Annotated in this window: 24 protein-coding genes; 13 read left to right on the top strand and 11 right to left on the bottom strand. The window is 68.1% G+C overall.

Annotated features, from left to right (window positions below):
• Positions 1 to 57 precede the first annotated feature (57 nt).
• Positions 58 to 747 carry an ankyrin repeat domain-containing protein gene (locus KL771_RS08625; protein ID WP_390866567.1) on the bottom strand — a complete coding sequence of 230 codons (690 nt, stop codon included), beginning with the start codon at positions 745 to 747 and terminating at the stop codon, positions 58 to 60.
• Positions 748 to 979: 232 nt separating this feature from the next.
• Here KL771_RS08625 and KL771_RS08630 point away from each other — a divergent pair, with 232 nt between their 5' ends.
• From KL771_RS08630 to KL771_RS08640, 3 genes are all read left to right on the top strand, one after another.
• Positions 980 to 2,767: a type I secretion system permease/ATPase gene (locus KL771_RS08630; RefSeq protein WP_261968146.1), complete on the top strand. Its 1,788-nt coding sequence runs from the start codon at positions 980 to 982 to the stop codon at positions 2,765 to 2,767.
• The gene (locus KL771_RS08635) at positions 2,764 to 4,095 is read left to right on the top strand and encodes an HlyD family type I secretion periplasmic adaptor subunit (protein ID WP_261968147.1); all 1,332 of its coding nucleotides are present in this window, start codon (positions 2,764 to 2,766) and stop codon (positions 4,093 to 4,095) included. The genes KL771_RS08630 and KL771_RS08635 overlap by 4 nt, the downstream gene beginning before the upstream one ends.
• A 590-nt stretch (positions 4,096 to 4,685) precedes the next feature.
• Positions 4,686 to 5,030, top strand: a complete 345-nt coding sequence (locus KL771_RS08640) for an Hpt domain-containing protein (protein WP_261968148.1) — start codon at positions 4,686 to 4,688, stop codon at positions 5,028 to 5,030.
• 8 nt (positions 5,031 to 5,038) lie between these two features.
• Here the strand turns inward: KL771_RS08640 and KL771_RS08645 are convergent, their stop codons facing one another.
• The gene (locus KL771_RS08645; protein WP_261968149.1) at positions 5,039 to 5,884 is read right to left on the bottom strand and encodes a response regulator transcription factor; all 846 of its coding nucleotides are present in this window, start codon (positions 5,882 to 5,884) and stop codon (positions 5,039 to 5,041) included.
• 145 nt (positions 5,885 to 6,029) lie between these two features.
• Between KL771_RS08645 and KL771_RS08650 the strand changes: the two genes are divergently transcribed.
• The 3 genes from KL771_RS08650 to KL771_RS08660 all read left to right on the top strand — a co-directional run bounded on the left by KL771_RS08650 (position 6,030) and on the right by KL771_RS08660 (position 9,761).
• Positions 6,030 to 8,525, top strand: coding sequence for an ATP-binding protein (locus tag KL771_RS08650; protein ID WP_261968150.1), 2,496 nt, complete (start codon positions 6,030 to 6,032; stop codon positions 8,523 to 8,525).
• A 118-nt stretch (positions 8,526 to 8,643) separates the two neighbouring features.
• Complete coding sequence (locus tag KL771_RS08655; RefSeq protein WP_261968151.1) at positions 8,644 to 9,195, top strand: YeeE/YedE family protein; 552 nt, start codon at positions 8,644 to 8,646, stop codon at positions 9,193 to 9,195.
• An 11-nt stretch (positions 9,196 to 9,206) separates the two neighbouring features.
• On the top strand, positions 9,207 to 9,761 hold the full coding sequence (locus tag KL771_RS08660; RefSeq protein ID WP_261968152.1) for a YeeE/YedE family protein: 555 nt from the start codon (positions 9,207 to 9,209) through the stop codon (positions 9,759 to 9,761).
• A gap of 192 nt (positions 9,762 to 9,953) precedes the next feature.
• Here the strand turns inward: KL771_RS08660 and KL771_RS08665 are convergent, their stop codons facing one another.
• The 7 genes from KL771_RS08665 to soxY form a co-directional block, all read right to left on the bottom strand.
• Positions 9,954 to 11,228 (bottom strand): NAD(P)/FAD-dependent oxidoreductase, encoded by a 1,275-nt coding sequence (locus KL771_RS08665; RefSeq protein WP_261968153.1) that lies wholly within the window; start codon positions 11,226 to 11,228, stop codon positions 9,954 to 9,956.
• Positions 11,229 to 11,341: 113 nt separating this feature from the next.
• Entirely contained in the window at positions 11,342 to 11,710 is a 369-nt protein-coding gene (locus tag KL771_RS08670) for a c-type cytochrome (protein ID WP_261968154.1), read from the bottom strand.
• 80 nt (positions 11,711 to 11,790) lie between these two features.
• Positions 11,791 to 12,447, bottom strand: coding sequence for a c-type cytochrome (locus tag KL771_RS08675; protein WP_261968155.1), 657 nt, complete (start codon positions 12,445 to 12,447; stop codon positions 11,791 to 11,793).
• Complete coding sequence (gene soxC / locus KL771_RS08680; RefSeq protein WP_261968156.1) at positions 12,431 to 13,723, bottom strand: sulfite dehydrogenase; 1,293 nt, start codon at positions 13,721 to 13,723, stop codon at positions 12,431 to 12,433. The genes KL771_RS08675 and soxC overlap by 17 nt, the downstream gene beginning before the upstream one ends.
• Before the next feature lie 40 nt (positions 13,724 to 13,763).
• Positions 13,764 to 15,461, bottom strand: a complete 1,698-nt coding sequence (gene soxB / locus KL771_RS08685; protein ID WP_261968157.1) for a thiosulfohydrolase SoxB — start codon at positions 15,459 to 15,461, stop codon at positions 13,764 to 13,766.
• A gap of 118 nt (positions 15,462 to 15,579) precedes the next feature.
• Positions 15,580 to 15,909, bottom strand: a complete 330-nt coding sequence (soxZ, locus tag KL771_RS08690; RefSeq protein WP_261968158.1) for a thiosulfate oxidation carrier complex protein SoxZ — start codon at positions 15,907 to 15,909, stop codon at positions 15,580 to 15,582.
• Positions 15,910 to 15,962: 53 nt separating this feature from the next.
• Entirely contained in the window at positions 15,963 to 16,427 is a 465-nt protein-coding gene (soxY, locus tag KL771_RS08695) for a thiosulfate oxidation carrier protein SoxY (RefSeq protein WP_261968159.1), read from the bottom strand.
• A 231-nt stretch (positions 16,428 to 16,658) separates the two neighbouring features.
• On the opposite strand from soxY, the gene soxA reads away from it, so the two are divergent.
• Complete coding sequence (soxA, locus tag KL771_RS08700) at positions 16,659 to 17,447, top strand: sulfur oxidation c-type cytochrome SoxA (protein ID WP_261968526.1); 789 nt, start codon at positions 16,659 to 16,661, stop codon at positions 17,445 to 17,447.
• Positions 17,448 to 17,459: 12 nt separating this feature from the next.
• A complete protein-coding gene (gene soxX / locus KL771_RS08705) occupies positions 17,460 to 18,095 on the top strand; it encodes a sulfur oxidation c-type cytochrome SoxX (protein WP_261968160.1) in 636 nt (211 codons plus the stop codon).
• Positions 18,096 to 18,164: 69 nt separating this feature from the next.
• Here the strand turns inward: soxX and KL771_RS08710 are convergent, their stop codons facing one another.
• Both KL771_RS08710 and KL771_RS08715 read right to left on the bottom strand, forming a co-directional pair.
• Positions 18,165 to 18,731, bottom strand: a complete 567-nt coding sequence (locus KL771_RS08710) for a thioredoxin family protein (RefSeq protein ID WP_261968161.1) — start codon at positions 18,729 to 18,731, stop codon at positions 18,165 to 18,167.
• A gap of 36 nt (positions 18,732 to 18,767) precedes the next feature.
• A complete protein-coding gene (locus tag KL771_RS08715) occupies positions 18,768 to 19,505 on the bottom strand; it encodes a cytochrome c biogenesis CcdA family protein (protein WP_261968162.1) in 738 nt (245 codons plus the stop codon).
• 185 nt (positions 19,506 to 19,690) lie between these two features.
• Between KL771_RS08715 and KL771_RS08720 the strand changes: the two genes are divergently transcribed.
• From KL771_RS08720 to KL771_RS08740, 5 genes are all read left to right on the top strand, one after another.
• Positions 19,691 to 20,065 carry a hypothetical protein gene (locus KL771_RS08720; protein ID WP_261968163.1) on the top strand — a complete coding sequence of 125 codons (375 nt, stop codon included), beginning with the start codon at positions 19,691 to 19,693 and terminating at the stop codon, positions 20,063 to 20,065.
• Positions 20,062 to 20,445, top strand: coding sequence for an ArsR/SmtB family transcription factor (locus KL771_RS08725; RefSeq protein ID WP_054359863.1), 384 nt, complete (start codon positions 20,062 to 20,064; stop codon positions 20,443 to 20,445). The genes KL771_RS08720 and KL771_RS08725 overlap by 4 nt, the downstream gene beginning before the upstream one ends.
• A gap of 21 nt (positions 20,446 to 20,466) precedes the next feature.
• On the top strand, positions 20,467 to 21,549 hold the full coding sequence (locus KL771_RS08730; RefSeq protein WP_261968164.1) for a YeeE/YedE family protein: 1,083 nt from the start codon (positions 20,467 to 20,469) through the stop codon (positions 21,547 to 21,549).
• A gap of 97 nt (positions 21,550 to 21,646) precedes the next feature.
• The gene (locus tag KL771_RS08735; protein ID WP_261968165.1) at positions 21,647 to 22,744 is read left to right on the top strand and encodes a YeeE/YedE family protein; all 1,098 of its coding nucleotides are present in this window, start codon (positions 21,647 to 21,649) and stop codon (positions 22,742 to 22,744) included.
• Between the two features lie 115 nt (positions 22,745 to 22,859).
• Positions 22,860 to 23,201, top strand: a complete 342-nt coding sequence (locus KL771_RS08740; protein ID WP_261968166.1) for an ArsR/SmtB family transcription factor — start codon at positions 22,860 to 22,862, stop codon at positions 23,199 to 23,201.
• Positions 23,202 to 23,206: the final 5 nt, after the last annotated feature.

Below are 23,206 nucleotides of genomic sequence, written 5' to 3' on the forward strand. Positions count from 1 at the left end.
GGGATCCGTCTGGCTTCCGGGCGGGGATCGGTGCTGTGGCCGAAGCGATGGTGCGGGTCAAGGCCTGGCGCCGGCCCGTTCCAGGATGGCGGCGATCGCGGTCTGGCCGCGCTCGCGCGCCAGCCGGAGCGGGCGGGCGCCGTTGCCGTCGGCGAGGTTCGGGTCGGCCCCGCCCTCGACCAGCAGGCGGACGATCTCGGTATGGGCCGGCCCGCCGTCGCCGAGCACAATGGCTTCGAGCAGCGCCGTCCAGCCGAGCCGGTTGACGTGGTCGCGGTCGATCCGCGTGCCGAGCAGGATGCGCACCGCCTCGACATGGCCGTGATGGGCGGCCGGGATCAGACCGGTCCCGCCATAGCGGTTGGTGGCCGCAAGATCGGCGCCATGGGCCAGCGTCAGCCGCAGAATGTCGAGCCGCCCCTCCGCGGCCGCATAGAGATAGGGGCTGTCGGAGATGGCGTCCTTGGCGTTCACGTCCGCGCCGGCCTCGATCAGCAGCCGGGCGATTTCGACCCGGTCCTGATGGGTGGCGACCAGGAGGGCGGTCCGGCCGCCTGCGTCGCGGGCGTCGAGCGGTACCTTGGCGGCGATCAGGCGGCGGAGGGCGGGGGCATCGCCGGCAGCGACGGCATCATGAAGCGGCGACACGGGTCCTCCGGTCTGGGCGGATGCGCGGCGCCCGAACGCGATGACGCCCGCCGGGGCGGCCACCAGCAGGCGGAGCAGGGAGCGGCGACAGATCGGCATGGCATCCCGGGGGCGGGTTGAAGGAGATCTCGCAGTCATGAATGCGACACCGGCGCGGCGGCCGCAAGGCTATGGTCTCTTCGGATGGGACCGGGCGCGATATGCAGCCCCAGGCCCGTTCGGAAGACTTTTGGCAGGATTCTCCTGTAGTCTGTCGCGCATACAACGCTGAAGGCCGAAGGACGGCCGAGGGGATCGGATGGGGCCGTCGTCGGGAGGCCGGACAGGCGAGATGCGCGCGGCCGGGGCCGGGGTCGGCCCGGCCGACATCCTGCGCCGCAGCCGCGCGGGCTTCGTCGGCGTCGCGCTGGCGGGCGCAATGGTCAATCTCCTGTCGCTGTCCGGCTCGGTCTACATGCTGCAGGTCTATGATCGCGTCATCCCGGCGCGCAGCGTCTCGACGCTGATCGGGCTGACCGTCCTGCTGGCCCTGCTCTATGTCTGCTACGCGGTCTTCGACCAGTTGCGCCTGCGCCTGCTCGCCGCGATCGCCGGGCGCATCGACCAGCAGCTGCGCCGGCCGGTCTTTGACGCCTCCCTCGGCCTGTCGCTTGCCGGGGCCGACGCGGTCGCGGCCGGCACGCCGCTGCGCGACCTCGACCAGATCCGCAGCTTCGCCGCCGGTCTCGGCCCGGCCGCCCTGGTCGACCTGCCCTGGTCGCCGCTGCTGCTCGCCCTGGTCTTTCTGATCCATCCGGCCCTCGGCGTGGCCGCTTTGATCGGCGCGCTGGTCATCGTGGCCCTGACGGCGCTCGCCGAACGGCTGAGCCGCGAGCCCGTGCGCGACGCCGCCTTTGCGGGAGCTGCCCGCAATGCACTGGCCGACACGGCCCGGAGGCAGGCCGAAACGGTGGCAGCTCTGGGCATGCGCGGCCGGCTCGGCGAGCGTTTCGCCGAGCGCGCCGCACGCTTCGTGACGGCGAGCGAGACCGCAAGCCTGACCGGCAACCTGCTCGGCGCCATCTCGCGGGTCCTGCGCCTGTTCCTGCAATCCATCATTCTGGGCATCGGCGCCTGGCTGGTCATCCACCAGGAGGCGACGCCGGGCATCATCCTGGCCGCGTCGATCACCGTGACCCGAGCGCTGGCCCCGATCGAGGTGGCGATCGCCAATTGGCGCGGTTTCCTGGCCGCTCGTGACAGCTATGCCCGGCTCGGCGAGACGCTGGCGCGTTTCGACCGGCCGGAGCCCGCCACCTCCCTGCCCCTGCCGACCCGGGACCTCGTCGTGGACGGGCTGCACTTGGCCGCGCCCGGACAGGACCGCGCCATCCTGGCCGATGTCTCGTTCCGCCTTTCGGCCGGCGACGGGCTCGGCGTGATCGGACCGAGCGCGTCGGGCAAGTCCTCGCTGATGCGCGCCCTGGTCGGCGTCTGGCCGCCGCGACGCGGCACGGTCCGGCTCGACGGCTCGACACACGACCATTGGGCGCCGGATGCGATCGGCCGGGCGATCGGCTACCTGCCGCAGGAGATCGCGCTGATCGAGGGCACCATCGCGGAGAACATCGCCCGGTTCGATCCGTCGCCCGCTCCGGAAGCGCTGGTGGCCGCGGCCCGGGCCGCGGGTGTGCACGACCTGATCCTGCGCCAGCCCGGCGGCTACGATGCACGCATCGGCGAGGGCGGCCTGGCGCTCTCGGCCGGCCAGCGCCAGCGCATCGCGCTCGCCCGGGCTCTCTACGGGGACCCGTTCCTGGTCGTGCTCGACGAACCGAATTCCAATCTCGACGCGGATGGCGAGGCAGCGCTGGCCGAGGCGATCCGGGGCGTCCGGGCACGCGGCGGCATCGCCGTTGTGGTCGCACATCGGCCGAGCGCGCTGGCCGCGCTCGACAAGGTCGCGCTCGTGCAGAACGGCCGTCTTGCCGCGATCGGGCCCAAGGACGAGGTGCTGCGCGCGACAGTCCGGCCGCCGGGCCGTGTCCCCGCTGCCGAGGCGACGACCGGTGCGGCCTCGACCGGCGCGACCGTCACGGCGTTGGCCGACCGGCGCGAACCGCGGCCGGAGGCGCCATGACGGCGTCCGGTCCCGCCATCCCGATCGATCCGGATATTGCCGCGACCCGCCGGATTGCGCGGCTGGTGCGACTCGTCCTCCTGGCCGTCGTCGGGCTCATCGGCGGCCTGGGCAGTTGGGCGGCGATCACGCCACTGGCCGGTGCGGTGATCGCGCAGGGGGTGTTCGTCGTCGACAGCTACAGCAAGAAGGTCCAGCACCCGAGCGGCGGCGTGGTCGCGGCAATTCGCGTGAAGAACGGCGACCACGTCGCGGAGGGCGACATCCTGGTCCGGCTCGACGAGACGCAAGCCCGTGCCAATCTCCAGGTTCTGTCCGGCCAGCTCGACCAGTTGGCTGCCGTCGAGACCCGCCTGCGCGCCGAACAGCAGGATCTCGAGCGACTCTTCTTTCCGCCGGACCTGGCCGAACGCGGCGGCGATCCGGCGGTCGCCGCAATACTTGCCGCCGAGACGCGGCTGTTCGAGAACCGGCGCGAGGCGCGCGCCGGCCAGAAGTCGCAATTGGTGGAGCGCAGCCGGCAGCTTGAGAACGAGATTTCCGGGCTGGAGGCACAGCTCGCCGCCAACCGGCGCGAGACCGAGTTGATCGGCATCGAACTGGAGGGCGTGCGCGAACTGTTCCAGAAGAAGCTGACGCCGCTGACCCGCCTGACCGCGCTCGAGCGCGACGCCGCCCGCCTCGACGGCGACCGCGGCCGCCTCGTCGCGTCGATCGCGCAGAGCCGCGGCCGGATCGCCGAAATCGCCCTGCAGGCGATCCAAATCGACCAGGACGTGCGTTCTGAGGCCTCCCGGCTCCTCAGCGACGTCCAGGCGCGCAGCGCGGAACTCGCCGAACGTCGTACCGCGGCGGTCGACATCCTGAAGCGGGTCGACATCCGCAGCCCGCGCAACGGTGTTGTTCACGAACTGGCGCTCCACACGGTCGGCGGCGTGATCGGCGCCGGCGAGCCGCTGATGACGATCGTTCCCGCCGAGGACAGCCTGGTGGTGGAGGCCCGCATTTCGCCGCAGGAGGTTGACCGGATCAGTATCGGCCAGCCGGCGGCGATCCGGCTCAGCGCCTTCAATCAGCAAACGACGCCGGAAGTCTCCGCGCGGGTGATCTTCATCTCGGCGGACCTGCAACGCGACCCGCAGTTGAACATTTCCTATTACCTTGCGAGGCTCAAGCTCGACGGTGGCGGTACCGCCGTTTCGGCCGAGACGCGTCTCGTTCCCGGCATGCCGGCCGAGGTCCACCTGAAGACAGCCGAACGTACGGCATTGTCCTTCCTGTTGAAGCCGTTGACCGATCAGATGGCACGCTCCTTCCGCGAAGACTGATGCCGCGAGCGCTGCGTTCGTCTCGTGGTCCGCATCTCCGCCTCCCTTTCACCTGCGGCGCGGGTGACCCGATCGGCTCCGGGCATGGCATTGCTTCCCCATCAACTATTCGGGCTTCGCTGGAAGTCAACCAAACCGAGATCGGTAGTATGTATTCCTACGGATGCACATTCCGCGGTACTGATTGGGAGGATATTCTTATTGAATTCTCTTTAATTACATGGCATTTCAATTTGTTTCTGCATATTTTCTGATTTGTACCGTAAAATACTATTACAAAACAGATATTTATTGACTACTCAACCCAGGGTCGATTGTTTCGCTACGTCGTGCTGTAATAATGCTTTCCGGACCGTGCCGCGAGGTCGTGGCCCTGGTTCCGATCAGGTTCGCCTGTACGGGGACGGACATCTGCCCGACGCGCGATCCGGCCTTCCGTGCCGATAGTCTCGGAAGGCGGGTCCGCTCCGACTGACCGCCGCCGTGCCGGACCAGGGGTGTGGCCTCGCGTTGTCCCATTGCGTGCTGTCGTCCGGATCCGAGGCATATCCCGTTCAGGAACGAGCCTCGGCTGAAGAAGCGAAGTATCGATGCCCGATTTCGACGATGATAGCATTCTGGCCCTGATCGCGGTCGTCGGCGCGCCCCGGCTGACCGAACTGGTCGACAAGCTCGAGGTCGACGCCGGCGGCCTACTTGCCGAAATTGCCGCGGCGGTCTCGGCCGGGAACGATGATCAGCGGCGCGCGGCCGCACACCGGTTGACCGGCATGCTGGCCCTGTTCGGAGCCCGGGCCGCCGAAGCCGGTGCGCGCCGTATCGAGACGATGGGCAAGGGATTGTCACCCGCCGCGGGAGAGATCGACGCCCTGTGCGGATTGGTCGATGCGGCGGTTCGCGGATTGAAGGCGCGGATTGCCAAGCATTCCGGATGACGGAAGCCTCAGGCCTGCCATCCGGTTTCGCCGCGGGTCGGTCCGGCCGAGACGGTTTCGACGGGGACCGCGAAACGATAGCCGAGCCCGCGGACGCTTTTCAGATAATCCTCGCCGCCATGGGCGGACAGGGCCGTCCGCAACTTGCTGACCAGCACATCGACCGATCGGTTGTCGGAGCGCCCGCCGTGACCATGCAGCGCAATCGAAATCTGGGCGCGCGTCAGGGCCGCGTCGGCCTGATCGACGAAAAGTTCCAGAAGCCGAAACTGCCCGCGCGTCAATTCGACCGGCTTGCCGTCGACGGTCAGTTCCTGCCGCTTCAGATCGAGACGGAATGGGCCGAACCGGTAGACCACGTCGCTGACGCGGGCGACTTCGGTGCCGAACAGGCGCTCGCGGATGCGACGGACCCGCACCACCATTTCGCGCAGGACGACCGGCTTCACCAGGAAGTCGTCCGCCCCGAGCTCCAGCGCCACGATCCGATCGAGCGGCTCCCCGCGCGCGGAAACGACCAGGATGCCGAAACGGAAATCTCGGAACGTGCGGATGATTTCCAATCCCGACGCGTCCGGCAGGACCAGATCCAGCACCACGACGCTCGGCTGCACTGTCAGGCAGAGATTACGGGCCTCGGCTACCGTAGCGGCCTCATGGACTTCGAATCCCTCCTGCCGGCAGGCAGTGGCATAGACTTCGCGGGTGATCGGATCGTCGTCGACGACGAGAACGGGAAAACTCACGCCTGCATCCCGGATAAAGGAGAAAGCCAACGGACTTCGCCATGGTGGCGAGTCGCCCGGCTGAGTCCATAGCCAGCCGTTATCACATAGTCCTTCGGCAAGTGGCACGCCACCCCCTTTCATGAATAGGGGGTGGTTTCACGAAATGATTTGGCAATGACAAAGTCGGATTTCGAGGCCGCGATGACATGAGCCCTGCAACCGGTCCCGATCTGAAATGCTAGAACAATTCCAACAACGACGAGCAGGCACGATGAACGTCGCAAGGCACCGTCTCGAACCGCGCGGGCTGATTCTGGCCGTTGCCGCGGCCCTGATTGCTGTGGCCTGGGCTGCGGTCTTCGGCGTTCTCTACATCGATGAACGCAGGGCCGAAGACGCGACACGGCAAGATGTTACCACAACTGCCGCGATCTTCTCCGAGCAGGCCCTTCGCGTGATCCGATCGATCGACGACGTGCTGCGCTTCGCGGCGAGCGGGATCGCCGACGACCCGTCTCCGGACGCCCTCCGCCGCCTGGTCCAGCGCAAGGTTATCGATCTCGATCTGTTGGTCCAGCTTGCTTTCGTCGATCCGCAGGGCCTCACGCTCGGGACCGACAGGGGACCGGATCCGAATGTCACGTCGGTCGCCGATCGCGAGCATATCCGTGTCCACCTCGACCGGAAGACCGAAGGGCTCTTTGTCGGCAAACCGGTCGTCGGCCGGGTCTCGAAGCGTTGGTCGATCCAGATCACACGACGGATCGAAAGGGCGGACGGCAGCCTCGTCGGCGTCGTCGTCGCCTCCCTCGACCCCCATTTCTTCGAACGCTTCTGGTCCAAGACGATCGGCAACCAGCCGATCTGCCTGCGCCTGATCGGTCGCGACGGCGTCCTTCGGGCGCAATCGGACGACGTCGAACAAGCCCTGGCAGACAATCCGGACTTTTCAGCCACGGTCGCCGCCCTGGATGCGGCGGGCGGCCAGGGGGTCTTCCAGGCGGATCAGTCCGCCCTCGTCAGTCTGCGGGCCGTCGAGGGCTTCCCCCTGCTCGTCTCCGCCGAGATGGCCCGCAGCAAGGTCGCATCCCTGATCCATGTTCCGGCCCTGTTGACCGTTGGCGCGCTCGCCACCCTCTCGATCCTGCTGATGGCCGCGCTGGTCTGGCGGTCTCAGAACCATCTCGCCGCCGAGCAGCGCCGCTCGACCGCTTCGGAGAGGCGGCTGAGAGAGGCGGTCGACGCCCTGCCGGATGCCTTCACCATGTACGACCCGTCTGGGCGCCTGGTCGCATGCAACCGCGCATTTCTTGCCTTCGTCGGCCTCGATAGCCCCGCCGAGGCGATCGGACGCGCGCATGAGGACCTCGTCCGCAGGGGCGTCGCAATCGGCACCTTCCCGGATGCGGGCAAGCACCCGGAAGACTATGTGGCGGCGCGACAGCGCCTGTTCGAGGCGGTCGAGCCGAACTACGAGTTCCGCGCTTTCGGCGACCGGACATTCACGATCACCCAGCGCCGCACCGAGGCCGGCGACACCGTGGCGATCCGGGTGGAGGTCACCGAGCAGCGCCGCCGCGAAGCCGAACTGGCCGCCGGTCGCGAGCGGCTGAAACTGCTGGCGGAGGCCGCCGACGCCGCGAACCGGGCCAAGACCCAGTTCGTCGCGACCATGAGCCACGAATTGCGCACGCCTCTGGTCGCCATCACGGGCTATGCGCGCCTGCTTTCCGAGGAACCGATCGGCGGCCGGGCCGCCGGCTATGCGGCGACGATCGTCGCCTCCTCCGAGCACCTTTCGGCGCTCGTCACGGACGTCCTGGATTTCAGCCAGCTCGAAGCCGGCGAGATGGCCCTGTCGCAGGCGCCGTTCGACGTCAAGGACTGCGTGGAGCAGGTTGCCGCGATCGCCCGTGGACTGGTCGGCACCAAGCCGGTGACGATCCGGACCGAGGTCGCTCCGGATATCGGCTCGCGCCGCGGCGATCTGATCCGCATCCGCCAGATTCTGATCAACATCGCCGGAAACGCCGCCAAGTTCACCGATGACGGTCAGATCCTGCTCCAGGCCGCATGCCTACCGGACGGAGGCGGGATCGAACTCGTCGTCGCCGATACCGGACCGGGCATTCCGGCCGGGGACCGGGAGAAGGTGTTCGAACCGTTCCGTCAATTGGAGCGGCTGAACGAACAGGGCCTGCGCGGAACCGGCCTCGGTCTTGCGATCAGCCGGCGACTGGTCCGCCTGATGGATGGGACTGTCACGATCGACGACAATCCGGGCGGGGGCACCCGCTTCCGGCTGACGCTGCCGCTGCCCTCCGCCGAATTGCCGGCGGCCTCGGAGTGCGGAACCCCGGCGGATCCTATCGACGCCCCACTGCCGCTGACGATCCTGGTCGCCGAGGACGTACCGGTGTCGCGCATGCTCATGGAGACGCTGCTGAAGCGAAAGGGTCACAACGCGCATTGCGTCGTCGACGGTCAGGAGGCCGTCGAATGGGCCCGCGCCAACGACTTCGATCTCGCCCTCCTCGACCTGCAGATGCCCCGGCTCGGCGGCATGGACGCCGCCCGGCTGATCCGGCAGGAAACAGCCGATCGCCCGAAGTCGATCACGATCGTCGCCCTGACGGCCGACGCCACGCCGCAGACGACCGCCGAGGCGCTGGAAAGCGGCATCGACGTGGTGGTGGTGAAGCCTTTCAAATTCACGGAACTGGACCGCGTCATCGCACTCGCCGCCGCGCGCACCAAGGCGTCCTGAGATGGTGGCCGGCGCCGTGCCGAATGCCGGCGCCGCCGGGACGAGGGTACGCGCAGGCATATTGCGTTAGAAAATCCTAATATTATAATATCCCCTTCTTCTCAGGAGGGAGGACGAAATGAGTCTCACCGCAACATCGGGCGATGCCCGCTCCGTGACCGGAATCCGCATCGACTGGACGCCCTACCTGGTCGGCGTCGGGATCGGAGTCCTCAGCTGGTTGGCCTTCGCGGTCGTCAATGCGCCGCTCGGCATCACGACCGCCCTGTCGCAGGTCGCCGGCGGTGCCGCCGCCCCGATCCTCGGCGCCGATGCCGTCGCCCAGAACGCCTACTGGAAATCGAATCCCTTCACGCTCGACTACGGCACCCTGTTCCTGGTCGGCACCTTCTTCGGCGGCATGGCCTCCGCTCTGGCCGCCGGCAGCTTCCGCTTCGAGGTCGTTCCGACGGTCTGGCGCGAGCGGTTCGGCGGATCGCCGGCCAAGCGCCTCGCCGTCGCCTTCCTGGGCGGCCTGATCGCGATGTACGGCGCCCGCCTCGCCAACGGCTGCACCAGCGGCAACGGCATTTCGGGCGGACTGCAGCTTGCCGTTTCGGGTTGGACCTTCCTGGCCGCCATGTTCGCCACCGGGCTGGTCACCGCCGCCCTTCTGTTCCGCAAGGCCTGAGGACCGCCGCCATGTCGCTCCCCGTTTCCGGTACCGCCGCGCTCGTCCTCGCCGTGCTGTTCGGCTTCGCCTTCGGCTGGCTGCTCCATCGCGGCCGCGTCGCCAGCTTCGATACCATCGTCAATCAGTTCCGCTTCCAGGACTTCACGGTCCTGAAGGTGATGCTGACCGCCATCCTGGTCGGCGGGATCGGCGTGCTCGCCCTGATCGACGGCGGGCTGGCCAAGTATCACATCAAGGATGCCAACATGCTGGCGGTCGCGCTCGGCGGCGGCATCTTCGGCATCGGCATGGTGCTCTACGGCTACTGCCCGGGCACCGCGATCGCCGCCATGGGATCGGGCAGCATCCACGCCGCGGTCGGCTTCTTCGGCATGATCCTCGGCGGCATCCTCTATGCCCTGTCCTATCCGTGGCTGCGCGACAATGTCATCAGCGTCGCCAAATGGGGCAAGATGCGCCTGCCGGAACTGACCGGGCTCAGCGACCTGACGCTGTTCGGCATCCTGGCCGCGGTGGCGATCGTCGCCTTCGTGGCGATCGAGCGCAGCGGCCGGACCGCCTGACGCAGACAAGCGAGGCGGGACCGATGTCCCGCCTCGCTCATGTCCCGCCTCGCTCCCGGGCCGATTCCCGCCGATCCGCCCGGCTCGCGCTTAGAGCAAGGTCCGATCGGAGCGGCCCGCTCCGATCGGAAAAAGCTTGCATATACAGAAACATGCAGAGCATCGTCCGATCCCTTCAGATCGGACGATGCTCTATCCAAAGATGTCGGCCGTGATGCCGGCATACCAGCCGACCGATTCCTCGTAGGTCTGCCGGCGCAGTTCCTTGCTCTCGCCGGTCTTGGAGACGAAGCCCTCGACCTCCTTGATCTTTTCCGGCGTCGGCTCGTAGCGGCCGCCGACCTTCACGCCGTCGTCGGTCTCGATCAGGCTCCAGCAGGTGTTGGCGTAGCGGGCCGGGAAGGCGCGACTGTCAGTCAGTTCGGCGCGGATGATCATCGCCGCCACCTTGGCCTGGCTGTTGGCCGAGAAGGCCGATTTCGGCATGTCGCCGGCCACGCAGGCGTCGCCGAGCACGAAGACGTTCGGATCGACCGCGGATTTCATCGAGGCCGGGTCGATGGCGCAGTAGCCCGACGCCCCGGCCAGCCCCGCCTCGCGCGCGATGGCGCCGGCCATCTGGGCCGGAATGACGTTGACCAGCGCCGCCTGGTAGGTCTCGAAGCCGGTCACGACGGTGTTGGTCTTTGGATCGACCGACTTGATGCCATCGTGCACGCCCGGCGCCAGCCACTCGATCATGCCCGGATAGTGCGCCTCCCAGCCCTCCTGGAACAGGCCCATCTTGGAGAAGCGGTCCTTCGGGTCGAGGATGACGATCTTGCACTTGGTGCGGCCGGTCGCCTTCAGCAGATGGGCCATCATCGAGACACGCTCGTAGGGACCCGGCGGGCAGCGGTAGGGGTTGGGCGGCGCCACCATCACGATCAGGCCGCCGTCCGGGACCGCGTCGAGGCGGGCCTTCAGAAGCTGGGTCTGCCGGCCCGGCTTCCAGGCATGCGGCATCAGTTCCTCCGCCTCGCGGCTCCAGCCCGGCACGCTGTCGTATTTGAGGTCGATGCCGGGGGCGACCACCAGCCTGTCGTAGGGCAGGATCGAGCCATCGGCGAGCTGGACTGTCTTCTTGTCGCGGTCGATCCGGGCGGCCCGCTGTTGGGCCAGCCGGATGCCGTGCTCCGACGCGAGGCGGTCGTAGCCGTGCACGATCGATTCGTAGGTCCGGAAGCCGCCGAGATAGAGATTGGAGAAGAAGCAGGTCTGGTAGGTCTTGCCCTCCTCGACCAGGGTCACGTCGACGGCGCCCTTGGAATCCTTGGCGATGTAGCGCGCCGCCGTGGCACCGCCCGCACCGCCGCCGATGACCACCACGCGCGGCTTGCCCTGTCCGCGCACCGCCGGCGCGCCGATCGCGGCCGCCCCGGCGAAGGCGAGCGCCCCGCCCAACAAAGACCTGCGAGAAGTCTGCATGGTGTTCCTCCCGATGCGCGCCGGCCGGTCGTCGGTGCCGGCCGATCCCGATTGGCTGTTGCCGTCCGGCCCCGCTGTCCGGCCGGCGCGGCCGGTCCGGCGGGGCGGCTCGATCAATGCGGCGGCTGCTTCATCAGCGATTCGAAATAGACCGCGAGTGCCGCGATCTCCTCGGCCGAGTAGCGGCCGGCGATGGTCTGCATGACCGGGTTGGCGCGCTTGTGCGATTTGAAGTCGTTCATCGCCTCGACCAGCCACGGCGCCGGCCAGCCGACGATCGACGGGATCCCGTCGAAGTTGCCGGACAGCTGATGGCAGGTGACGCACTCTCCGGACAGGTATTCGCCGAGCGCGCGGTCGCCCTCGACCACGCGGGCGATCGGCGGCGGCGGCGGCGAGGTCGCGCCCGAGACGATGCCGGAGGTCCCGGCATCCACCGCCATCGCGGCCAGCAGGATGGTCGCCTTCTTCGTGTGTCGCATCGGACCGGCCTCCCCTCCGATCGTCATGCCCGGCCCCTCCGGCCAATTCGACGCCGGAAAGTACCCGGCGTCGAGGCATATCATTCCACCTTCATCGATTTGTCCTTGTCGTCGGGCGTCACGTCGATCACCCGCGCACGGCCGGTGATCTCGACCTTGTCCTTGCAGGCCGTCATGCACGGATCCTTGCGCCAGAAATGCTTCTCCGCCGTCTCCCGGTCGTCGAGATAGAAGGCGTCCTCGTTGGGCAGCTTCACGGCGGTGAAATTGTCGCGCGAGAGCACGAAGTCGTCCTTCACGACATCATTCATGGAGAGCAGGAACGCGATCAGCGCGTAGACCTCGTCGTTCGACAGGGTCTGCGCCTGTCCGAACGGCATGGCCCGGCGGATATAGTCGAAGGAGGTCGAGGCATAGGGCCAGAAGGAGCCGATGGTCTTTTCCGGGGCGGCGCTCTTCAGGCTGCCGAAGCCGCCGGCGAGCACCGGCCAGCGCGCCGCGCCCTCGCCGAATTCGCCGTGGCAGGCGGCGCATTTCTCCAGGAACAGCGCCTCGCCCTCCTTGACCGAACCCTTGCCGGGCGGCAGGCCTTGTCCGTCCGGACGGATGTCGATGTCCCAGGCGGCGACCTCCTCGGGCAGGGCCTCGCGGCCCAGGCCGAGCCGGCCGGCCTCGGCCGCGCCGGCCGTCGCGGCAATCACGAGCGCGGCGGCGAAGACCTTACGAAATCTCGACATTCTCGGTCTCCCCGTTGGCGCGGACCAGCCAGGTCTGGATGCCGTTATTGTGGTAGATGGAGTTGAGGCCGCGCACCGCGCGCAGTTCCGCCTTGGTCGGCTGGACGTAGCCGGTGTCGTCCATGGCGCGGGACTGGATCATCAGTTCCTCGCCCTGCCAGTCGAAATCGACATAGAAGCGGGCGACCGAGCGCGGCAGGACCGGGCCGTCGAGCCGGGCCGTGCGCCAGTTGCGGCCGCCGTCGAGGGTCACGTCGACCCGCGTGATGGTGCCGCGTCCCGACCAGGCCATGCCGGTCAGCACGTTGGGTCCCTTGAACTTCAGCGGCGCCTGCGGGCTCGGATTGGTGACGACGGATTTCGCGTCCATCACGAAGGTGAAGCGGCGCGAGCGGCCGTCGGCGAGCAGGTCGGTATATTTCGACGTCTCCTCGCGCGCATGCCAGGGCTGGTCGCCGACCTCGATCCGGCGCAGCCACTTGACCCACATGTTGCCTTCCCAGCCGGGCACGACGATGCGCAGCGGATAGCCCTGCTCGGCCCGCAGCGCCTCGCCGTTCATCTTGAAGGCGATCAGGCAGTCGTCGAGCGCCTTCTCGATCGGGATCGAGCGGTTCATGCCCGCGGCGTCGCCGCCCTCGACCATGATCCATTTGGCGTTGGTCTTGAGGCCGGCCTCCTCCAGAAGGAGGCGCAGCGGCACGCCCGTATACATGACGTTATGGATCATGCCGTGGGTGAACTGGCAGCCGTTCAGCTGCGCGCCGCGCCATTCCATTCCGGAATTGGCCGCGCATTCCAGGAAGTAGATCCGGTTGGTGCGCGGCATGCGCTTGATGTCGTCCATCGTGAAGACGAGCTGCCGGTCGACCAGACCGTTGATCATCAGTCGATGCTTGGCCGGATCGACTTCCGCGATGCCGCCGTGATGGCGTTCGAAGCACAGTCCGTTCGGGGTGATGATGCCGTCGAGCTCGTGCAGCGGCGTGAAGTTGACCGAGGATTCCCGGCCCGCCGTCAGCCATTCCACGTCGCGCTTGACGACATGGGCCTCGTATTTCGACGGCTTGCCGTAGGGATGCGCCGCGACCCCCTCGCCGAGAAAGCGCGACCAGTCCTGCACTTCAGTGATCGCCGGATCCGGCTTGGCGGCCGCGGCGGCGGCCGGGCGGGCGGTGAGGCCGATGCCGGCGGCGGCGCCGGCCCCGAGGGCGGCACCGCCCCCTAAGGCGGCAAGCAGGCGGCGCCGGTCGAGCCCCTTGGCTGTCTGGTTCATGGTTGCTTCTCCCCGATCGCGCGGCCCCCTTGTCGGGCGCTCAGCCGGCGACCACCTTCACGGATGCGTTGGGTTCGAGACGGATGGTCTTCTCGCGCGCGACATGGCCGGCGACGACCTCCCAGATCGGCGGCCCCTCGACGCCCTGGCCGACGCTCGCCCAGCCCGCCACGACATAGCTGCGGGCCGCGTCGATCGGCTTGCCGGAGGCCAGATGGGTCATCTCGGAGATGCGCTCGCCCATCGGCTTGGCCACGTCGATGCGGTAGCCCATGCCGCCGACCCGGACCATGTCGCCGCCGCCCTGGAAATAGGGATCGGGGTGGAAGATGTTGTCGGCGACATCCTCCAGGATGGTCTTCAGCTGTTCGCCGGTCATCTGCTGGCGGTAGCAGTTGGGGTAGGTCATCGCGGTCGCGTTGGCGAGCGCCTCGAAGGTGATCGGATCGCCCGGCAGCAGCGTCGCGCCCCAGCGGAAGCCGGGGGTGAGCGCGATCTCGGCGTCGCGCTCCTTGAGCATCGCGCCGGCGATCAGGTCGTCGAAGGTGCCGTTGAAGTTGCCGCGCCGGTAGAGCAGCGACTCGGTCCGGCCGAGCTCCCGGCCGAGTTCGGCCTCGTAGGGGGCACGCCACTTGGCGACCAGGGCGGCCATCTCGGCGTCGGGCCGGATGGCGTCGGTGAAGACCGGGATCAGCCGGTGCCGGAAGCCCTTCATCCGCCCGCCGCCGGCATCGATGTCGATCCGCGAGACGAACTTGCCGTGCGAACCGGAGGCGACCAGGATCGTGTTGCCGACCTTGAGCACCTCGGGCAGCGCATCGTGGGTGTGGGCGGTCAGGACGATGTCGATGCCCTTGACCCGGCTCGCCATCTTGCGGTCGACGTCGAAGCCGTTATGCGACAGGACCACGACGCAGTCGGCGCCCTCGGCACGGGCCTCGTCGACCTGGCGCTGCATCTCCTCCTCGCGGATGCCGAACTCCCATTTCGGGATCATCCAGCGCGGATTGGCGATCGGCGTGCGTGGGAAGGCCTGGCCGATCACGGCGATCCTGGCGCCCCCCTTGACGAAGGTCTTGCGCGGCTCGAAGACCTTTTCCTGCCATTCGTTGTCGCGGATGTTCTGCGCCAGGAACGGGAACGGCAGCGCGTCGACGAGTTCCTTGACGCGCTCCTCGCCGAGCGTGAACTCCCAATGGCCGACCATGGCTTCCACGCCGAGCGCGGTCATGATCTCGGCCATGTCGGCGGCGCGGGTCTTCAGCGCCGTCCAACTGCCCTGCCAGGTATCGCCGCCGTCGAGCAGCAAGGTCGCGTCGGCGCCGCGGCCCGCCCGGATCGCCTTGATGAGGGCGGCGATGCGGTCCATCCCGCCCATGCGGCCGTAGCTCTTCGCCAGCCCGACGAAATCCTCGCTGGTCAGCGCATAGGCGTCCGCGCTGCCGGCCGCGATCTTGTACCAGGCGCGGAATTCCGCGTCGGTCAGATGGGGCGGCACGCCGCGCGCCTCGCCGACCCCGAGATTGATCGAGGGCTCGCGGAAATAGACCGGCTTCAACTGGGCATGAACGTCGGTCAGATGCAGGATGGTGGCATTGCCGAAGGACGGGAAGGCGAGCAGGCTTTCTTCCGTCAGCCGCTGTTGGGCAGCAACCCGGCCGAGCGGTCCGAGACCGGACCCGGCGAGCAGGGCGCCGGCCGCGGCGGCGGCCTGCAGGAATTCGCGACGAGAGACCATGGGATGCCGTCTCCAGGCACCGCCATTGCGGCGGGCACGGCCAGGACCGCTCCGGCGGCAGGCACCGCCAGAGGAGGGAATCGCGCGGCCGCAGGGGCCGGCCGTATCGGCAGAGGTCTTAGGCGACCGTCATCTTGGCCGTCGCGGCATACTCGGAGCCGTCGTCGTCCTTCCAGGTGAACTTGAACTCACCGGTCTCCGTCGCCTTGTAGAAGAAGGACTGGTACGGATTGGCCGAGACCGACGGATACCAGGTCGCGGCAAAGAAGACCTTGCCGTTGAAGCTTGCCTCGAAGGCGTGGATGATCTTGCGCGGGATCGGCTTGCCGTCGCCGTCCTTGCGCTGGCCGGATTCCATTTCGTGGCTGATCAGCGTCTTGATCTCGACGATCTCGCCGGCCTTGGCGGTCGCCGGAACGCGGACACGCGGCTGGGACTTGGTGGCCATGGACGTTTCCTCTTGAATCTTGTCGGTCTTGTCTCGGGGCAGGCGCTGGCTTCCTAGCCGCCGCAGCCGCCGATGGTCACCTTGACGCCGGCCTTGGCGCTGTAGAGCCTGCCGTCCGACATCTCGGCGACGCAGATGATGGTCTGGGTCTGGGCGAGACGCATGCGGATCGAGGCCGAGGCCTTGCCGCTCTCGGGCGTGAACCGATAGGTCAGGATCTGCGGCAGCGGGTTGCCGTCGGCGAAGACATGCACGGCCTTGACATGATCGGCCGCCGTCATCGGGCTTTCCACGTCGATGTTCAACGGCACGACCAGCCCGTTCTCGGCGATCTGCGGCACGTCGAGCTTGATGCGCCCTTCCGTCATCGGCTTGTCGGCATAGAGCTTCTTCAGTTCCGCCGCCACGGCGGCCTCGTCGGCCAGCGCCAGACGCGGCGCCAGGGCTGCCGCGAAAACGGCGATGGCCGCGCTGCCGATCGCCTGCCGGCGGGTGATGCCCGCGCTCGTCATCGTCATTCCTGCCTCCCGTTCCGTCCGCGATTGCCGCGGGACCTGCTTTTCAAATCGGTTCAAGAACTATATGATGATCGGTGAATATTCAAGAGGGGTGATCAAGGTCCCGGATGCGGGGACCTCCGGGGCGGCCGCCATCGGCCCGCAGAACGCTGCATAATCAATAATTTGCAAAATCAAGGAGGACACATGCCGATCAACGGGAGGATCGCCGGCTGGACGGCGGCGGCACTCATGTCGCTGTTCGCGGCCATGGGCGCAGAGGCGCAGGATGGCGCATCGAGCGAGGCGGAGATCCAGCGCTATCGGGAGATGATCAGCGATCCGATGTCGAATCCCGGCTTTCTGGCCGTGGATCGCGGCGAGGCGCTGTGGTCGACCAGGCGCGGCAGCAAGAACGCCACCCTGGAGACCTGCGATCTCGGCGAGGGACCGGGCAAGCTCGACGGCGCCTATGCGCGGCTGCCGCGCTTCTTCGCCGATGCCGGCAAGGTCATGGATGTCGAACAGCGCCTGCTCTGGTGCATGACCACGATCCAGGGCCTCGACACGGCCGATGTGATCAAGCGTCGCTTCTCCCGGCCCGGCGTCGAGTCCGACATGGAGGACCTGACCGCCTTCATCGCCAACAAGTCCTCCGGCATGACGTTCGAGCCGCAGCTCGGCAAGCCGGAGGAGAAGGCCATGTATGCGCTCGGCGAGGCGATGTTCTACCGCCGCTCCGGCGTGCTGGACTTCTCCTGCGCCACCTGCCACGGCGAGACCGGCCTGCGCATCCGCACGACAAACCTTCCGGACTTCTCCAAGCCGAACAAGTCGGCCCAGGAATCGATCGGCTCCTGGCCGACCTACCGCGTCTCGCAGACCGCCCTGCGCACCATGCAGCACCGGCTGTGGGACTGCTTCCGCCAGCAACGCCTGCCCTCCGTCGACTACGGCTCCGACATGGTGACCGCCCTGCAGGTCTACCTGGTCGCAGTCGCCAAGGACGGCGAACTGCAGGTTCCCTCGATCAAGCGCTGACGGAGACGGTCCATGAACAGACACATCATCGCAGTCGCCGCCCTGGCCGTCGCAGCGGGCCTCGCCACCGGCCTCCCGGCCGGCGCACAGGAGGCCAAGACCTATCCCGAGCCGGCCGGCTTCGATGCCGCCGCCAAGACCAGCTGGTCGAAGGTGAAGCCGGACGAATGGAAGACGCGGATCGAAACCGACGAGACGCAGCGGCTGTGCAATCTCTACCGCAACAATCCGCCGCCGGACGTCGCCCGCAAGATCATGGAGATGAACCGGGCCACGGTGGTCTATCCGGCCGACGGCCAGGTCATCGGCGACTGGAAGAAGGGCCAGGCGCTCGCCAATAACGGCCGCGGCGGACAGTTCTCCGACGAGCCGAACACGGTCAACGGCGGCAACTGCTACGCCTGCCACCAGCTGGATCCGAAGGAGGTCAGCTTCGGCACGCTCGGCCCGAGCCTGACCGGCTACGGCAAGGCCCGCGACTTCTCGCCGGACGCCGCGAAGGAAGCCTATGCCAAGATCTACAACGCCCAGGCCGCCTTCGCCTGCACCAACATGCCGCGCTTCGGCGCCACCCGCTTCCTCAGCGAACAGCAGATGAAGGACGCCGTGGCCCTGCTCTTCTCGCGCGACAGCCCGGTCAACAAGTGACCCTCCGCCGCCCGCTGCCGCTGCCGCAGCGGGCGGCTCTCCCCTGGCCTGACGCCCGCCACGACGCCGTCAGGCGCCGCGCTTCTTCAGCCAGTCCTGAAACGAGCCGGCCTCGTAGCCCTTCTCGCGGACGAAGCGGAACATGGCCAGAAACGGCTCGGGCTTCATGTAGCCCGGCACCCGCGCGACCTCGCGGGCGAGTGGCGCCTTGCCGGCCAGCCCGTCGGCCGTCTCGGGGAAGAACTGCAGGCTCGGCGTGAAGCGGATGCCGTATTTTTCGCCGAAGGCCTTTTCGCCGAGCTTCGCCCCGTCGAAATCGGTCACCTCGCGCGCGCCGATATGATTGAGATGCAGGAGCACGAAATTCTCCCGCACATAGGCCTCGATCTCTGGCATGGCGAAATTGACCGTGTGCAGTTCCTTGCAATAGGGGCAGCCCTTCAGCCCCCAAAGGATGACGAAGCGCTTGCCCTCGCGCGTCGCGGCGGTCAGGTCCTCGCCGAGATCGAGGAAGCTGTCGAGGAACCAGGGCAGCTGGTAGAGACCGGATTCGTCCAATTCGGGCGCGGCCCGCGCGGACCCGGGAAAAAGTGCGGCCGCGGTTCCGGCGAGAATCAGGTGGCGACGGTCGATCATGGGCTTCCTCCCTGTCGTTCTTGATGGGCCGGACCGTCAGCCGATGCGGCCGAGCGCCGGGAATGTCTCGAGCAGCCATTGCGCCACGGCCGGCATGGTCCCGGTCGCCAGCACCAGCCCGGTGATGACCAGAAAGACGCCGGTCGCCTTCTCGACGAGGCCGAGATGTCGCCGGAAACGCCGCATCAGCGCGAGCGACGGCCCGGTGAAGGCCGCCACGACGAGAAACGGCACGCCCAACCCGGCCGCATAGACGGCCAGCAGCAGCCCGCCGCGCCAAGCGGTCTCCTGGTCGGCGGCGAGCATCAGCACGGTGGTCAGGATCGGCCCGACGCAGGGGCTCCAGCCGAACCCGAAGGCCAGCCCGACCAGATAGGCCCCGATCAGGCTCGCCGGCCGCCCGGCGACCGAGAGGCGGGCCTCCCGGTAGAGCAGCGGGATGCGCAGGACCCCGAGGAAATGCAGCCCCATGACGGCGACCACGATGCCGGCCGCGATGGAGAGCGTGCGGATATGGGTGGCGAGCAGCTGCCCGATCAGGCTGGCGGTCGCTCCGAGGGCGATGAAGACGGTCGCGAAGCCGAGCACGAAGGCCATGGCGACCGGCATCAGCCGTCCGGGCCGCGCCGTCCCCTCCCCGTCCCCCCCGCCGCTCTCCAGCGCCGTCCCGGCCAGATAGGCGAGATAGGGCGGCACCAGCGGCAGCACGCAGGGCGACAGGAACGACAGGAGACCGGCCACGAAGGCGGCCGACCAGGTCACATCGAAAGCCATGACGAAGATCCGGAGATGAGGAGCCGGCAAAGGAGGCCGGCACCGGGCGCAGCCTCACGTCCGGCCGGCGATTCCGAGCGCCGCCGGTCTCACGCAGTTCGCCCTCGAAACTATATTCGCTTTTCGTTATAATGCACCATTCGCAGGCCTTCGCAACGCCCGCGCCGCGATTCCGGAGCACGCCAGTGCGCATTCTCTCCCTGCTTCCGCTTCTGGCGGCCCTGCTGGCGGCCTCGCCGGCCGCGGCGTGGGAACTCATCATGGTCGAACGGCCCGGCTGCGCCTGGTGCGCACGCTGGACACGGGAGGTCGGCCCGGTCTACGCCAGGACCGACGAAGGTCGCCGCGCGCCGCTGCGCCGGGTCGACATCGACGCCGCACCGGCCGAGGTGACGTTGAGGGCGCCGCTTCTGTTCACGCCGACCTTCGTGCTCGCCGATCGGGGCCGGGAGATCGGGCGGATCACGGGCTATGCCGATGACGGCATGTTCTGGGGCCTGCTCGGCGCCATGATCGCCAAGGCCGACCGGGCCGCAGACAAGGGTGAGACCGTTCCATGAACCGCATCGTGTCGCTCTCCCTGGAGGAGAAGCTTGCGGACGGCGCCGAGTTCTCCCCGGAGCTCGAGCAGCTGATGCGCCGCGCGCGCGAGGCGAGCGACTTCCTCAAGGCGCTGTCGCACGAGAGCCGGCTGATCGTGCTCTGTCTCCTCGCCGAGAAGGAGCGCTCCGTCTCGGATCTGGAACGGATCCTGTCGCTCCGTCAGCCGACCATCTCGCAGCAGCTCGCCCGCCTGCGCGACGACCGGCTGGTCAAGACCCGGCGCGACGGCAATACGATCTACTACAGCCTCGCCAGCGAGGAGGTCCGTCAGGTCATCGCGCTGGTCTATTCGATCTATTGCAAGCCCGGCCTGTCGGCTGCCGATGCGGGCGACTGAGCAGGCGCCGGGAGGGGCCGGGTGAGCATCGCGGCGGACTGGGCGGGCGGAGCGGCGGGCTTCCTGATCGGGGCCGCCTGCGGCTATGCCATGCGGGCCGGCCGGCTCTGCTCCTTCGGCGCCCTGGAGGATTGGATAACAATCGGCGATGCGCGCCGGCTCAAGGTTTTCGCGCTCGCCTTCGTCATCGCCCTGGTCGGTACCCAGGCGCTGGTCGTCGCCGGTCTCCTCGATCCCGCCCATACCACCTATGTGCCCGCGGCGGTGCCGATCGTCGGCATCGTCTTCGGCAGCCTCGCCTTCGGGGTCGGCATGTCGCTGGTCGGCACCTGTGGGCTCGGCAGTCTGGTCCGGCTCGGCGGCGGCGATCTGCGCAGTCTGGTGGTCGTGCTGGTCTTTGCCGGCATGGCCTATGCGGCGCTGCGCGGCTCGCTGAACGGGGTCCGGATCGACGTGATCGAACGCATCCGCCTGCCGATGCCCGACGGCACCCGCTCCGACTTGCCGGCGCTGATCGAAGCCTGGAGCGGCACGGCCGGCGGCCGGCTTGCCGCGACGGGGCTGCTGGTGGCGCCGCTGATCGTCTGGATCCTGCGCGACCGGCGCCTGCTGCGCACGCCGCGCATGCTCGCCGCCGGGATGACGCTCGGCTTCGGCGTGGTCGCCGGCTGGGCCGCGACCACGCTGCTCGCCGACGAATTCGCCGCCGCGCGGCCGCAGAGCCTGACCTTCGTCGGCCCGGTGGCGCGCGCCGTGCTCGGCCTCGTCATCGGGGCCGGCGACGCAGCCGAATTCGGCGCCGCCAGCGTGTTCGGCGTGATCGCCGGGTCCTGGATCGCCGCGCGGGCGAAGGACCAGTTCCACTGGGAAGCCTTCGACGACCAGCGCGAGATGCGGCGCCACATTGCCGGCGCCGCCCTGATGGGGCTCGGTGGTGTCGCGGCGGGCGGCTGCACCATCGGACAGGGCCTGACGGCCGGCTCCCTGCTGGCCGTCAGCTGGCCTTTCGCGCTCGCCGGCCTCTATCTCGGCGGCCGGTTCGGCATCGCCTTCATCCTCGAGGGCCGTCTCTCCGAGGCCTTGCGCAGCCTCTTCTCGCGCTGACGGCGTGCCGGCGGCCGTCCGGCTTGATACCGATCAAGACACGGATCGGCCGCCTGCTATATTCGTCTTTCATAATATAGCGAGACCGGAGATCGCCATGCTGGAATGGCTCGTGGACGGGGTCGGCGAGGCCGCAGCGGCCGCGATCGGCGGCGCGCTGATCGGCCTCCTGTTCGGGGCCGCAGCCGAGCGGAGCCGTTTCTGTCTGCGCGCTGCAGCGGTCGACTTCTTCCATCTCCGCTTCACCGACCGGATCGCCGTCTGGCTGCTCGCCTTCTCGGCCGCCCTGATCGCGACCCGGCTCGCCTTCGGCTGGGAACTGATCTCGCCCTCGCGCATCCGCCAGCTGTCGGCGCCGATGTCGGTGTCCGGCGCCGTCTTGGGCGGTCTCCTGTTCGGTGCCGGCATGGTTCTGGCGCGGGGCTGTTCCAGCCGCCTGCTGGTCCTGTCGGCGACCGGCAATCTGCGCGCGCTGCTTGCCGGGCTGGTCTTCGCGGTCACCGCGCAGGCCTCGCTGCGCGGAGCGCTGTCGCCGCTGCGCGACTGGATGGCCGGGCTGTGGACGATCGGCGATCCCAAGACGCTCGACGCGCTGGCCGTCTTCGGTCTCAATGAGACCGCCGGCCTGATCATCGGACTGATCTGGTTCGCAGCCGGCCTCGGCTATGCGCTGCGGTCCGGATTGAGGCCGTCGGAATGGCTTGGTGCGATCGGGGTCGGACTGGCGGTCGCCGCCGGCTGGGTCTTCACCAGCGGGCTCGCCGAACTGGCTTTCGACCCGACGCCGGTGCACAGCCTGTCCTTCACCGGCCCGTCGGCCAACACGCTGATGTATGTCCTCAACCGCCCGGCCCTGCCGGATTTCGATACCGCCCTGGTGCCGGGCGTCTTTGCCGGCGCGTTTCTCGCCGCCTGGCTCGGCGGCACGCTGCGCCTGGAGGGATTCGAGGGCGGCCGGTCCATGCGCCGCTATCTCGCCGGCGCGGTGATGATGGGCTTCGGCGGCATGCTGGCCGGCGGCTGCGCGGTCGGGGCCGGCGTCTCCGGCGCCGCGGTCTTCGCCACCGTCGCCTGGATCACGTTGGTCGCCATGTGGGTCGGCGCCGGCCTGACCGACCGCCTGCTTTCCCAACCCGAAGGCGCCGCCGCGCCGTCCGCGCCGCAATCCCAGGTCAAATCCTCCGGAGCGGCGTGAGGCTCCTTGAATTTTAGATCTTTCGAATATACTTTCTAATAAGAAGCGGCGACCATCTTTGCGAAGACCCGGGCCGGCCGCGCGGCCGCATGTAGGCCGATTTGACGAGAGCGCCATGACGTCCATTCCGGCTACGGAGCCGACGCTCTGCGATGCGACCGCCTGGGATCTGGACCGTCTCGAAGGCAAGGCCGACCGTGCCGCGCGCCTGCTCGACGCACTCGGCCACACCAAGCGCCTGATGGCGCTGTGTCGTCTGATGGACCAGGAAATGTCGGTCGGCGCCTTGGCGGACGCGGTCGGGTTGACCCAGTCGGCACTGTCGCAACATCTCGGCCGGCTGCGCGATCTCGGCATCGTCGCGACCCGGCGCGAGAGCCAGACCATCTACTATCGGCTCGCCTCCGACGAGGTCCGCCGCCTGATCGCCGTCCTCTATGACATCTACTGCCGTTGAGGGAC

This window comes from Prosthecodimorpha staleyi (assembly GCF_018729455.1).
Lineage (GTDB): Bacteria > Pseudomonadota > Alphaproteobacteria > Rhizobiales > Ancalomicrobiaceae > Prosthecodimorpha > Prosthecodimorpha staleyi.